Source organism: Leifsonia sp. LS1 (genome assembly GCF_020521355.1).
GTDB lineage: Bacteria > Actinomycetota > Actinomycetes > Actinomycetales > Microbacteriaceae > Leifsonia.
Map to the genome: position 1 here is coordinate 119,116 of NZ_BPER01000005.1, position 12,569 is coordinate 131,684.

Sequence of the window (12,569 nt, forward strand, 5' to 3'; positions counted from 1 at the left end):
CCCCGGGCGGCGGCCTCCTCTAGCGTTCACAGGGATGAAGCTGCTGCTGATCTCCGACACCCACCTCCCGAAGCGCGCGCGGGCTCTGCCCGATCAGGTCCTCGAGGCGGTCGACGACGCCGACGTCGTCGTGCACGCGGGCGACTGGGTCGACGAGGCGACGCTCGACCTGCTGGAGGCGGCTCGCGCCGCCTGATCGGCGTGTGGGGCAACAATGACGGTCCGGGGTTGCGGGCGCGGCTGCCGGAGGTCGCGCGCGCAGACCTGGGCGGGCTGCGGTTCGCGGTCGTGCACGAGACCGGAGCGGCACAGGGCAGGGAGGAGCGCGCCGACCGCGCCTACCCGGATGCGGACGTACTCGTCTTCGGCCACTCGCACATCCCGTGGGACACGGTGTCGCCGGGCGGCCTGCGGCTGCTGAACCCGGGATCTCCGACGGACCGCCGCCGCCAGCCCGCGTGCACCTTCCTGACGGCATCCGTCGCGGACGGCCGTCTGGCCGACGTACGGCTGGTCCCGGTCAGGAGGGCGTCGGCACGACCGTGAGCACGCGCTCGATGTATTCGAAGAACGACACCATGAAACCGCGGAGGAACGCCTCGGTGCCCTCGTCGGTGACCGTGCCGTCCTCCTCGATCAAGCCGGGTTTGAGCTGCAGGTAGGCCTCGGGAGCGTTCATCTGGGGCGACTGGAGGAAGCTGAGGACGCTGCGCAGCTGCTGCTGCGCGACCGCCGTGCCGATGGCCCCGGTGGAGGCGCCGATCACGGCGGACGCCTTGCGGGCGATCACGTTCTCGCCGTGCGGGCGGCTCGCCCAGTCGATCGCGTTCTTGAGGGCTCCGGGGATGGAGCGGTTGTACTCCGGTGTCACGAACAGGAGGGCGTCCTGTGCGGCGATGGAGGCCTTGTACTCCAACGCGACCGCAGGGAAGTCGCCGTCGAAGTCCCTGTTGTAGAGCGGGAGGCCGCCGATCTCGATCTCGGTGAACTCCAGCTCGGCGGGTGCCAGACGGATCAGGGCGCGGGCGAGGTGGCGGTTGATCGATCGCGAGGAGAGGCTGCCGACGAAGTAGCCGACGCGATAGGGCGGTTGCAGGACGTTGATCGTTGCCATGGGGCCAGCCTGCACCCGGGCGCGGTGCAGCGGAAGCCCCGCCGATGTCGTCTGAGCGGATCGGAATAGGGCATCTTCCCGATGCTCGGGCACCGCCTTAGCGAGCAGTCTGAGGTGGTCGGAACGAGTGAGAGGGATGGACGGATGGGACTGCTCGAGGAGTACGTGGTCGCCCGGGTGAACGCGGCGGACGACGCCCGGCGGATGGCGGAGCGCGAGGTCCTGCGGCAGCGGCGCGAGCGCGTCGTGGTCGTGCGGTGGAGGGAGGCGCTCCTGGCTCGGCGCACCGTGCGGTCGGCGCGAATCGGCGCGCGACGGTCGGCCGCTCCGGGATCGGCGGCGGGAGCCGCGGAGCCGGTCGCCGAGCCGGCGGCCGGCCCCGTGCGCGACCTCGCGCGCAGCGTGCGGTGACGGTCGTTCCGCCCTCCGCAGAGGAGGTCGCGGGAGGTGCCGGGATGTCGGTGGCGCGTGCCAGCATGAGGGCATGCGATCACCGGCGTCGAGCCCCACGATGATCGGGCGCGAGTCCGATCTCGCAGTGCTGCGCGACGAGCTCGCGACGGTCGCCGCGGGCGGCACCCGGGCCGTCGTGATCGGTGGCGAGGCAGGCATCGGCAAGACGCGCCTGCTGACCGAGTTCCTCGACGAGGTGGAGGGCTCCGCCACAGTGCTCCTGGGCCGCTGCGTCGACCTGGGCAGCGACGGCGCGCCGTATGCGCCGTTCGCCGCGGCGCTGCGCCGGCTGATCGAGCTCGTCGGCGTCGATACCGTGCTGGAGGCCGCGGGGCCGGGATCGGCGGGGCTCTCCGCCCTGCTGCCCGAGCTCGCGGACGACGGCACGCTGCCGCCCCGCACGGGAGCGGAGCGGCTGTACGAGCTGATCACGGTGCTGTTCGAGAATCTGTCGGTGTCGCGGCCGTTGGTGCTCGCGGTCGACGACATCCACTGGGCCGACACCTCCACCCTCGAACTGCTCCGGTTCGTGGTGCGGATGAGCGAGCGCGGGCGGGTGCTGGTGCTGCTCGGCTACCGCAGCGACGAGGTGTCCCGCGGTCACCCGCTGCGGGCCTATCTGGCCGAGCTCGAGCGCACGCGGCGCGTGACCCGCTGGGAGCTCGGCCGGCTCTCGCGCGATCAGGTCGCCGCGCAGCTGGAGCTGTTGCTCGGCTGCGTGCCCGACGCCGCGACCGTCGACCAGGTTAACCGCTTGAGCGAGGGCGTGCCGTTCTTCGTGGAGGAACTCGCCGGCATCGACGGCCTCGCGACCGGTGACGACCTCCCCGAGACGTTGCGGGAGCTCCTCCTCGCCCGCTACGAACGGCTGAGCGCGCCCGCGCAGCGCCTGTTGCGCGTCGTCTCCGCCGGCGGGGTGTGCGTCGAGCACGATCTGCTCACCGCGGTGTTCGACGGCACCCCGGAGCAGCTCGACGACGCCGCGCGGGAGGCGGTCGTCGCCAACGTGCTGGCGGCCGACACCACCGAGTACACCTTCCGCAACGCCCTGGTGCGCGAAGCCGTCCACGCCGATCTGCTGCCGGGGGAGCGCACGCGCTTCCACACCCGGTACGCGGAGGCGCTGGAGGCCGCGGGTCCGCAGCGCTCGGCCATCCAGCTGTCGACGCACTGGATGGCTGCGCACGACCTCCGGCGCGCGTTCACCGCGTCCGTCGAGGCGATGGAGGAGGCCCGGCGGTCGTACGCCTATGCGACCGTCGCGGCGATGGGCGACCGCGCCCTCGAACTGTGGGAGCGCGTGCCGGACGCCGAGGCGCTGGGCGGCATGAGCAGGGTCGATCTCCTGAAGCGCACCGCGTCCGCCCTCCGCAACGCGGGCGACAGCGAGCGCGCCCTCGCTCTCGTGACGGCGGCCCTCGACGACGCGGAGACGCTCGACCCGGTGCAGCACGCCCGGCTGCTGCGCGACAAGGCGCAGTACGTCACCAACCTCAACCGGCCGGGCGGCATCGAGCTGCTGCGGGAGGCGCTGGACGTGCTCCCGACGGGTTCGACCGCTCCGGGCGACGGTCTGCGGCCCCAGCTGCTCGCCGAGCTGGCGGCACGGCTGATGTTGTCGGCCCGCTTCGAGGAGGCCGTGGAGACCGCCTCCCGCGCGATCGACGAGCTCGGCGGCACGGGCGATCTGCGCTTGTCCGTCGCCCACAACATCCGGGGCTGCGCGCTCGTCGCCACCGGCCGCATCGACGAGGGCCTCGCGGAGCTCGAACGTGCCCGGGTGGTCGCCGGCGACGACACCGCCGCCCTGTTGCGGCACGCGGTCAACACATCCGACGCGCTCAACGGGCTGGGCCGCTACGCGGAGGCGGTGGCGATCGCGGAGGCCGGCGCCGCGCGGGCCCGGGCGCGCGGTGTCGAGCGGACGTCGGGCGTGATCCTCTCCTCCAACACGATCGAGCCGCTGCTCGCCCTGGGCGACCTCGCGCGCGCCGAAGCCCTCGTCGACCCGGCGCTGGCCCTCGACCCACCGCCGAGCTTCCGCGCGCACCTCCAGCACATGAAGCTGTCGCTGATGCTCTGGCGCGGAGAGGTCGAACCGGCCGACGCGCTCTACCGGCGCTGGCGCAGCGGGCTGCGACTGCAGGGCGACCTGGAGGTGCAGTCGCAGCTCGACCTCGCGAAGATCGGGGCAGAGATCGCCCTCGCCCGCGGCGAGGTCGACGAGGCCTGGCGCGACGCCGCGATCGTGCTCGCCGACGGTCACCGCGTCATCCCGGCGAAGGATCTGCCCCTCCTCGCCACGGCGGCGCGCGCCCTCGCCGACCGCGCCCTCGCCGACCGTGCCGCAGCGCACACGCCCGGCGCCGAGACGCACGAGCGGTTGCGCGCCGACGCGGTCGCGCTCGAGACGGCGGCCGCCGGTCTGCGGTCGTGGCCGACGGCTCCCGTCTGGACCGCGATGATCACCGCCGAACTCGCCACCGCGCGTGCTGTGCTCGCGCGCCTCGGGGAGGCTGCCCATCCGGCCGCCGACGCTTCTCCGGACCCCGGAGCGACCGACGTCTCGGCGGTCTTCGCACCCGCGGTCGCCGCCTGGAGAGCGGCCGTCGAGGTCGCCTCCTCACCCCTGGCGCCCGCGCATGTACGCCCGCTCGCGCTCTGCCGGGCGGCCCGCACGGCGCTCGCCGCCGGGGACCGCGGCTCGGCGGAGCGGCTCGCTGGAGAGGCGGTCGCCGCCGCCGAAACGCACGGCTACGGACTCATCGCGGCGGCCGCCGCAGCTCTGACGGCACCGCGCGGCCCGCGTGCGCTAGCCGGTCTCTCCGGGCCCGGAGCACCGCTCACCGAGCGCGAAGAGCAGGTGCTCGCTCTGATCGAGCAGGGACTGAGCAACAAGCAGATCGGTGAGCGGCTCTTCATCAGCGCCAAGACGGCGAGCGTGCACGTGTCGAGCATCCTGCGCAAGGTCGGGGCCTCGTCCCGCACCGAGGCGGTCTACCGCGCCGGGCAGGCGGTGCGGTAACAACCGGAAGGCGGCTAGCGTTCGGCGGCGGTCGCGCAGAAGATGCAGAGCTCGGCGGTCGGCCGGGCGCGCAGCCGGTCGACGCCGATGGGGCGCACGCAGGTGGCGCACACGCCGTAGGTGCCGAGGCGGAGGCGCTCGCCGGCGGCTTCCACCGCGGCCAGATCGGCGGCGGCGTCCGCCCGAACGGCCTGCAGCCTGCTCCACTCGGAGCTGAGCGTCGGCCCCTCCGGATCGTGCTCGTCATCGGCGGTGGACTCCGATCGCGACGCTAGCAGCGCGCCCAGCGTCTCCGCGATGTGCTCCGACTCGGCGATGTCGTCGTGCCGTCGGCGGTCCAGCATGGCCGCGAACTCATCGAGCTCCGCCTCGCTCAGTCCGCTCACGCCGTAGAGATCGATCCGGCCCGTATCCGTCCTGGTGTGCATCGACGCACTCCTTTCCCCCCGTGAGAGGGTACCCCCGGCTCCGCCCGTAGGCTCGGAGCCGTGCCTTCCTATCGTGTGATCGTGTCCGTCGGTGCGTTGCGCCCGGGCGTCTCGCCGCAGGCCGTCGAGCCCGCGGCGGCCGCCGCTGCGGGGGAGCGCACCGTGGTCGAGGCGTCGAGCGTCGACATCGTCGCGCAGGAGGCGCGCCTGACCGTGCGATTCGTCGCCGACACCGCAGCCGAGGCGGTGAGCATCGCCGAGCACACCGTCGAGCGCATCGCCGCGCTCGCCGAGCCCACGTCCTGGCGTCTCACCGAGCGCGTCGGCGGTCGCTGGTTCCGCCGGGCATGAGAGCCCGGCGCTGCGGCGTCACGCAGCGGCGGGCAGCGCGCCCTCGATCAGCGCCACGATCGCCGGGTCGTCCGGCTCCGTCGTCGGACGGAACCGGTGCACGGCGCCGTCCGGGGTCACGACGAACTTCTCGAAGTTCCACTTGACCTTGCCAGCTTTGCCCGCTTGATCCGGGTGCGTCGTCAGCTCCGCGTACAGGGGGTGCGCGGAGCGCCCGTTCACCCGCACCTTCTCCATCATCGGGAAGGTCACACCCCACGTGGTCGAGCAGTACTCCTTGATGGCATCGGTCGAGCTCAGCTCCTGCAGGAACTGGTTGCTCGGGAAGCCGATCACGGTGAAGCCGCGATCGCCGTAGGTCTCCTGCAACTGCTCGAGCTTCTCGTACTGCGGGGCCAGTCCGCAGCGGGAGGCGACGTTGACGATGAGGATGACCTTGCCGGAGTAATCGGCCAGCGAGGCGGGAGCGCCGTCGATGGTGGTGAAGGGGATGTCCATGAGGCTCATGATGCGAGCGTAAGACAGTCGCAGGTCTTGCGGGGGCGGGAAGCGGTGTGCACAGCGAAGACACAGCGGCCGTTCGCTCCTCCACGTGGGAGTGCCGATGCGCCTGGACGGCGTCGTACGTCAGCTGCAGCGACGGCAGCGGATCGGGGCCGCGCCGCTGCACGATGCGCACGGACAGGAATTCCATCACGGTCAGCTGCGCGATCGTGCTCGACATGGCAGCGTGACGGTTGCGGGCCTCGCTCGCGCCTGCGACCAGCACGGGGTCGGCGAGCCCACGTTCGTCCGGTCCTGTCCACCGGTCGCCGATGTGCCGAATGTAAACAATGTTCCTCGGAATTGATCCCGAGGTAAATTTGCGTCATGGTGTTTCCTGCCGGTCGGCTCGGATCGGCGGGTGCGACGAAGGAGGCGGCCGTGCGGGTGCTGGCGATCGACATCGGCGGAACGGGGTCCCGTGCGTCGCTCACGGGCGAGGACCAGGTCACCGGTCCGGGGGTGAGCGTCGGGCCGGCGGGCATCCGCGTGGCGCCCCTTCTCGACGACCTGCTGGCCGGACTGCCGGCCGAGGGCGTCGCCCGCGCCGAGACCGTCTCGGTCGGGATGAGCGGGCTGCTCGGGCTGACCCCGCCGGACACGGTGCTCGCCGAGCTGCGCCGCCGCTGGCCGCACGCCCGGATCCTGCTCGCCTCCGACGCCGTCACGGCGGCGGCCGCGGCCCTCGGGCTGGACGGGGGAGCGGTGCTGGCGGTCGGGACGGGCGTCGTCGGGCTCGCGACGGACTTCCACGACGTCTGGCGCCGCGCCGACGGCTGGGGGCACCTGCTCGGCGATGAGGGCGGCGGCGCGTGGATCGGGCTCGCCGGCCTTCGCGCCGCCGTGCGCGAGCATGACGGCCGCCCCGGTGGATCGCCGGTCCTCCTGGATGCCGCAACGCGTGCCCTCGGACCGGTCGGCGGATTCCCCGCGCGGCTCTACACCCGGGACGACCGCGCGGGCGTCCTCGCCTCTTTCGCTCCCGCCGTGGCCGATGCCGCGCGCGATGGCGATCCGATCGCCCTCGCCATCTGGCGGGAGGCCGCGGAGGCGCTGGCGGCGACGGCGGAGGCCCTCCTGGCCGCGCCGGTGCGCCGACGGCTCGCCGTGATCGGCGGTGTGACCGGCGTGGGGGCGCTCCTGCTCGACCCGCTGCGCGAGCGGCTCGAGAGCAGGGTTCCGGACGTCGAGCTGGTGACGCCCGCCGTCCGCCCGCTCGACGGCGCCCTGCTGCTCGCGGGCGCGGGCGAGCTCCCCTCAGGAGGGCATCCGCCGTACCTCACGATCGTGCCCGCCGATCCGCCCACCGGCGGTCGTGCCGCCGACACATCCACCCCGCCCGCGCCGACCACCCCGGCCGACCCCGCAGGAGCCTGACCGTGACCGTCTCGACGAAGGCCATCGACCGCCACGCCAGCGCGCACGACGCCTCCCACTACCTGCTCGTCCCCGCCGAGGTGGCGCGTCCCGGATCCGCACGCGAGGTCGCGGACCTGCTCGTCTCCGCGCGCGAGCGGGGGCTGCCCGTCACCTTCCGCTCGGGAGGCACGAGCCTCTCGGGTCAGGGCGTGACCGCCGGCGTGCTCGCCGACACCCGACACTCCTTCCGCGCGGCCGAGGTGCTCGACGGCGGACGACGCGTGCGGGTGCAGCCCGGTATGACGGTGCGGCAGGTGAACGCCCGGCTCGCCCGGCACGGCCGCAAGCTCGGACCGGACCCGGCGAGCGAGATCGCCTGCACCATCGGCGGTGTCGTCGCCAACAACTCCAGCGGCATGGCCTGCGGCATCGAGCAGAACACGTACCGGACGCTGGAGTCGTTGGTGGTCGTGCTCCCGAGCGGCACCATCCTCGACACCGCCGCTCCCGAGGCCGACGACCTGCTGCGCGCCGCCGAGCCCGCTCTGCACGCCGGGCTGCTGGCGCTGCGCGACCGGGTGCGCTCCGACCCGGCCTCCGTCGCGTCGATCGAGCGCTTCTTCGCGATGAAGAACACCATGGGCTACGGCATCAACGCGTTCCTCGACTTCGACACGGCGGCCGACATCCTGACACACCTGATCGTCGGCAGCGAGGGGACCCTCGGCTTCGTCGCCGAGGCCGTTTTCCGCACCGTCGTCGCCCATCCCGCCGCCACGACGGCGCTGGCCGTGTTCGAGACCCTCGAGCAGGCGACCGCCGCGCTCCCCGCGATCGTCGCGACGGGCGCCGCGACCGTCGAGCTGATGGACTCCACCTCGCTCCGGCTCGCTGCGCGCGCCCACGACGCCCCCGCCGAGCTGCGGGACCTCACCATCGACGACCACGCGGCGTTCCTGGTCGAGTTCCACGGTCCGGACGCCGCGGAGGCCGAGGCCGCCCGTGCGGAGGCTGCGTCCGTGCTCGACGCGCTGCCGCTCAGCCTCCCGATGCGGTTCACCACCGACCCGGCCGAGCGCGCCGCGCTCTGGCACATCCGCAAGGGGCTCTACACGACGGTCGCCGAAGCCCGAGCTCCGGGCACGACCGCGCTGCTGGAGGATGTGGTCGTCCCCGTGCCGACGCTGCTCGCCGCCTGCGCGGGGCTCCGCGAGCTGTTCGCCGCCCACGGGTACGAGGACAGTGTGATCTTCGGCCACGCCAAGGACGGCAACATCCACTTCATGCTGAGCGAGCGGCTCGGCGACCAGGCGGGAGTCGACCGGTACCGCGCCTTCACCGACGACATGGTCGAGCTGATCCTGGGCCTCGGCGGCTCCCTCAAGGCGGAGCACGGGACCGGACGCATCATGGCGCCGTTCGTGCGTCGGCAGTACGGCGACGAGCTCTACGCCGTGATGCAGGAGGTCAAGCGGCTGTTCGACCCGCACGGCGTCCTGAATCCCGGCGTGCTGCTGAGCGACGACCCCGACTCCTACCTCCGCGACCTGAAGACGGCGCCGCCCGTCGAGGAGGAGGTGGACCGCTGCGTCGAGTGCGGGTACTGCGAGCCGGCCTGCCCTTCCCGCGACATCACGCTCACGCCGCGTCAGCGCATCGTGCTGCGTCGCGAGCTGCGCGCTGCAGAGCTCGCCGGTGATGACGCCCTCGCCGCCGAACTGCGCGACGACTACGAGTACGCGGGCGTGCAGACCTGCGCGGTGGACGGGATGTGCCAGGCGGCGTGCCCGGTCAACATCAACACGGGCGACCTCGTGCGTCGGCTGCGAGGCGAGTCGAACTCCCGCGTCGCGGCCGGGGCATGGGACGCCGCCGCTGCGGCCTGGGGGCCGGTGAGCCGGGTGGGTGGCGTCGCACTCACGGTCGCGGACGCCCTTCCGGCGCCGCTCGTGCGTGCGGCGACCGACGTCGGGCGCGCGCTGCTCGGAGCGGACACCGTGCCGCGCTACGACGCCGGCCTCCCGCGCGGGGGCAGGAAGCGCGTCCCGCGCCCTGTCGCCGAGCCGCAGGCGGTGTTCTTCGCGGCCTGCATCGGCACCATGTTCGGCGCCGAGGGCGGCGGGATGGGTTCGACGGCGGCGTTCCTCGCCCTGTGCGACCGCGCCGGGGTGGAGGTCGTCGTCCCGGACGGCATCTCGTCGATGTGCTGCGGCACCCCGTGGAAGTCCAAGGGATTCCATGGCGGCCACGAGCGGATGTCCGAGCGGGTGCTCCCCGCGCTGCTTGCGGCGTCGCGCGACGGCGAGCTCCCGGTCGTGTGCGATGCGGCCTCCTGCACCGAGGGACTGGAGGCGCTGCGCGACGCCGCAGTCACGGCGGGCGGCGACTACGCACGGCTGCGTTTCGTCGACTCCGTCGACTTCGCGGCGAACGCGCTCCTCCCCGCCCTCGAGGTGGTGGACGCCCTGCCGTCGCTCGTGCTCCACCCGACGTGCTCGACGGGGCGGCTGGGAGTCGACGGCTCCCTGCGCCGCGTGGCGGAGGCGGTCGCGATCGACGTCACGGTCCCGATCGACGCGGGTTGTTGCGCTTTCGCCGGCGACCGGGGACTCCTGCACCCCGAGCTGACGGCGTCGGCCACGGCACGAGAGGCGGCGGAGGTGGAGGTCCTCGCCTCTGGAGCCGCAGCGGGTACGGTCACCGCCTACGCGTCGGCCAATCGCACCTGCGAGCTGGGGATGTCGCGCGCCACCGGTCAGCCGTACCGGCACATCCTGGAGCTGGTGGAGGAGGCTACGCGACCGACGTCAGAGGCGCCCGCGGGTCCGCAGCCCACTCGCTGAGCGAGCCGTCGTAGACCGCGACGTCGCTCCGTCCGATCACGGCCAAGGCGAGGGCGTCGGCGGTCGCCGCGATGCCGCTGCGGCAGTAGGCGACGATCGGATCGGGCGACGCGAGGGCGTCCGCGAACGCGGCGCGCAGGTCCGCGGGCGGCAGGAAGGTGTTGGTGTCGCGCGCGAGCAGCCGGCCGGCCGGAACGCTCAGGCTGCCCGGGATGTGCTGCGCGGAGAAGTCGCGCGCGGGCAGGCCGCACAGCAGGGTCGCGGCGCGCTCGCCCGCGAGGATCTCGGCGATCGTGCGTGTGTCGGCCCAGAATCCGGGCTGCTCGACGGCGGTGAACGGGCCTGCGCTGGGCGGCTCGACATGGCCGCGTGCGACCGGCCGGCCCTCGGCGCGCCAGGCGACGGCGCCGCCGTCCAGGACGGCGACGCGGGCATGGCCGAACGAACGGAGCAGCCACCAGAGCCGGGAGGCCCACTGGCCGCCGGCGGCGTCGTAGACGATCACGGTCGAGCCGGGGCCGATGCCGACGGACTCGGCGGCGGCCGCGAACTGTGCGGCGTGCGGCCGCGTGAACGGGTACGCGCCGTCCGGGTCGCTGAACGTGCCGAGCAGCTCGGCGAACACGGCGCCGGGGAGGTGTCCGTCGACGAGGTACTGGTCCAGGCCGCTCACGAAGGTCGGTCTGCCGTCCGCCCCCGCGGCGGGGACGACGGTGGCGTCGAGGACGACGAGACCCTCCGATCCGAGGTGGTCGCACAACCACTGGGTCGAGACCAGCGGCCCGGCGAGGGCGGCGCCGATGGCCGTCGGAGGGGCGTCGGATGCGGATGGCGTGCTCACGGTTCCACGCTAGGCGCGGCCGCCGACACCGGCGAGGGGCCCCGAAACGCAGCGTAACCGCGCGGGGGCGGATGCGTCAGCACTCGATGACGTTGACGGCGAGTCCGCCCTCGCTGGTCTCCTTGTACTTGGTCGACATGTCGATGCCCGTCTGCCGCATGGTCTCGATGACGGTGTCCAGCGAGACGAGGTGCGACCCGTCGCCGTGCAGGGCGAGACGCGCGGCGGAGACGGCGGTGGAGGAGGCGATCGCGTTGCGCTCGATGCACGGAATCTGCACGAGACCGCTCACCGGGTCGCAGGTGAGGCCCAGGTGGTGCTCCATCGCGATCTCGGCCGCATTCTCCACCTGGCGCGGCGTGCCGCCGAGCACGGCGCACAGTGCACCGGCCGCCATCGCGCACGCCGAGCCGACCTCCGCCTGGCAGCCTCCCTCGGCGCCCGAGATGGAGGCGTTCGCCTTGAACAGCGAGCCGATCGCCGTCGCGGTGAGCAGGTAGCGGCGGATGCCGTCGAGCGTCGCACCCGGAACGAAACGCAGGTAGTAGTGGGCCACGGCGGGCACGATGCCCGCCGCGCCGTTCGTCGGCGCGGTGACGACGCGACCGCCGGACGCGTTCTCCTCGTTGACGGCGAGGGCGAACGCGTGCAGCCACTCGAGCGCCGTCGCCCGCCCCGGGTCGTCCTGCACGCGTTCCAGGTGCTCGCGCATGGCGGCGGCCCGACGCGGCACCTGCAGGCCCCCCGGCAAGGTCCCCGAGCCAGCCAGGCCGTTCGCGACGCACTCGGCCATCGCCTCCCAGATCAGGTCGAGCCGCTCGCTCGTGCGGTCCTCGCCGTGCAGCGCGGCCTCGTTGCGGCGCGCGACCTCGCAGATCGGGATGTCGAGCCGCTCGCAGATCGCGAGCAGCTCCGCAGCGGTGTCGTAGGGGAGCGGGTGGGAGGCCCGCGCCGCGAGGTCGGCCTCCTCGCCGTCCCGCCGGATGAAGCCGCCGCCGATCGAGTAGAAGGTCTCCTCCCGCAGCGGGAGCGGATCGCGCGACCCGTCGGCCGCGCGGCCCCAGGCACGCAGGGTCAGCGCGTTGGGGTGGCCGGGGAGCCGGGTGCGCGGCTCGAAGTCGATGTCGTCGCGCGAGAAGGGGATCGCCCGCGATCCGGCGAGCGCGATCGTGTCGCCGTCGACATGGCCGCTCCACGCGCCGCGGACGTCCTCCGGCCGGCAGCTCTCCGGCTCGAGCCCGCGCAGACCTGCCACGACCGCGTCCGGCGTACCGTGACCGATTCCGGTGGAGCCGAGTGAGCCGTAGAGGGTGCAGGTCACCTGGTCGATCCGGTCGAGCAGCCCGTCCTCCGCCAGGCGGACCGCGAAGGCGCGGGCGGCCCGGAGGGGTCCGACGGTGTGCGAGCTCGAGGGACCGATACCGATCGAGAACAGGTCGAAGGCCGAGACGTACGCTGTCACTTCCTCAGTCTACGTCCGGGTGTGCGCACGGAATCGGCGTGGGGACGCGGATCGGCGCAGCGATCGTGCGCGTGTGTGGGGTGCACCCAGCCTACGCTCGTCCGCGCGCCGGGCGCTTCCGGCCCCGCCGTCCGACGCTGTCACCCGGTG

At 73.3% G+C, this 12,569-nt stretch carries 10 protein-coding genes and 1 pseudogene; 6 read left to right on the forward strand and 5 right to left on the reverse strand.

Annotated elements, in window-relative coordinates; all coding sequences use genetic code 11:
- Positions 1-34: 34 nt before the first annotated feature.
- Positions 35-546: pseudogene (locus LLS1_RS10745) on the forward strand (metallophosphoesterase).
- Here LLS1_RS10745 and LLS1_RS10750 read toward each other — a convergent pair.
- Positions 521-1,114, reverse strand: coding sequence for an NADPH-dependent FMN reductase (locus LLS1_RS10750; RefSeq protein ID WP_226655421.1), 594 nt, complete (start codon positions 1,112-1,114; stop codon positions 521-523). The pseudogene LLS1_RS10745 and the gene LLS1_RS10750 sit on opposite strands and share 26 nt — an antisense overlap.
- 144 nt (positions 1,115-1,258) lie before the next feature.
- Between LLS1_RS10750 and LLS1_RS10755 the strand changes: the two genes are divergently transcribed.
- The gene (locus LLS1_RS10755; protein WP_223357564.1) at positions 1,259-1,525 is read left to right on the forward strand and encodes a hypothetical protein; all 267 of its coding nucleotides are present in this window, start codon (positions 1,259-1,261) and stop codon (positions 1,523-1,525) included.
- Positions 1,526-1,598: 73 nt separating this feature from the next.
- A complete protein-coding gene (locus LLS1_RS10760; RefSeq protein ID WP_226655422.1) occupies positions 1,599-4,592 on the forward strand; it encodes a helix-turn-helix transcriptional regulator in 2,994 nt (997 codons plus the stop codon).
- Positions 4,593-4,606: 14 nt separating this feature from the next.
- Here the strand turns inward: LLS1_RS10760 and LLS1_RS10765 are convergent, their stop codons facing one another.
- Positions 4,607-5,020 (reverse strand): TraR/DksA C4-type zinc finger protein, encoded by a 414-nt coding sequence (locus tag LLS1_RS10765; RefSeq protein WP_226655424.1) that lies wholly within the window; start codon positions 5,018-5,020, stop codon positions 4,607-4,609.
- A gap of 60 nt (positions 5,021-5,080) precedes the next feature.
- Between LLS1_RS10765 and LLS1_RS10770 the strand changes: the two genes are divergently transcribed.
- A complete protein-coding gene (locus tag LLS1_RS10770) occupies positions 5,081-5,371 on the forward strand; it encodes a hypothetical protein (protein WP_226655426.1) in 291 nt (96 codons plus the stop codon).
- Between the two features lie 18 nt (positions 5,372-5,389).
- On the opposite strand, the gene LLS1_RS10775 is transcribed toward LLS1_RS10770, so the two are convergent.
- A complete protein-coding gene (locus LLS1_RS10775) occupies positions 5,390-5,878 on the reverse strand; it encodes a glutathione peroxidase (protein WP_223357556.1) in 489 nt (162 codons plus the stop codon).
- Positions 5,879-6,241: 363 nt separating this feature from the next.
- On the opposite strand from LLS1_RS10775, the gene LLS1_RS10780 reads away from it, so the two are divergent.
- Positions 6,242-7,291 (forward strand): N-acetylglucosamine kinase, encoded by a 1,050-nt coding sequence (locus LLS1_RS10780; RefSeq protein ID WP_226655428.1) that lies wholly within the window; start codon positions 6,242-6,244, stop codon positions 7,289-7,291.
- Between the two features lie 2 nt (positions 7,292-7,293).
- Positions 7,294-10,116: an FAD-binding and (Fe-S)-binding domain-containing protein gene (locus tag LLS1_RS10785; RefSeq protein ID WP_226655429.1), complete on the forward strand. Its 2,823-nt coding sequence runs from the start codon at positions 7,294-7,296 to the stop codon at positions 10,114-10,116.
- Here the strand turns inward: LLS1_RS10785 and LLS1_RS10790 are convergent.
- Both LLS1_RS10790 and LLS1_RS10795 read right to left on the reverse strand, forming a co-directional pair.
- Positions 10,067-10,957, reverse strand: a complete 891-nt coding sequence (locus LLS1_RS10790) for a sulfurtransferase (protein WP_226655431.1) — start codon at positions 10,955-10,957, stop codon at positions 10,067-10,069. The two genes, LLS1_RS10785 and LLS1_RS10790, sit on opposite strands and share 50 nt — an antisense overlap.
- Before the next feature lie 76 nt (positions 10,958-11,033).
- The gene (locus LLS1_RS10795; RefSeq protein ID WP_223357552.1) at positions 11,034-12,419 is read right to left on the reverse strand and encodes an L-serine ammonia-lyase; all 1,386 of its coding nucleotides are present in this window, start codon (positions 12,417-12,419) and stop codon (positions 11,034-11,036) included.
- Positions 12,420-12,569: the final 150 nt, after the last annotated feature.

Coding starts and splice junctions, on each gene's coding strand:
- LLS1_RS10780 (WP_226655428.1), top strand. CDS start 6,242: ATGGTGTTTCCTGCCGGTCGGCTCGGATCGGCGGGTGCGACGAAGGAG.
- LLS1_RS10765 (WP_226655424.1), bottom strand. CDS start 5,020: ATGCACACCAGGACGGATACGGGCCGGATCGATCTCTACGGCGTGAGC.
- LLS1_RS10750 (WP_226655421.1), bottom strand. CDS start 1,114: ATGGCAACGATCAACGTCCTGCAACCGCCCTATCGCGTCGGCTACTTC.
- LLS1_RS10755 (WP_223357564.1), top strand. CDS start 1,259: ATGGGACTGCTCGAGGAGTACGTGGTCGCCCGGGTGAACGCGGCGGAC.
- LLS1_RS10760 (WP_226655422.1), top strand. CDS start 1,599: ATGCGATCACCGGCGTCGAGCCCCACGATGATCGGGCGCGAGTCCGAT.
- LLS1_RS10775 (WP_223357556.1), bottom strand. CDS start 5,878: ATGAGCCTCATGGACATCCCCTTCACCACCATCGACGGCGCTCCCGCC.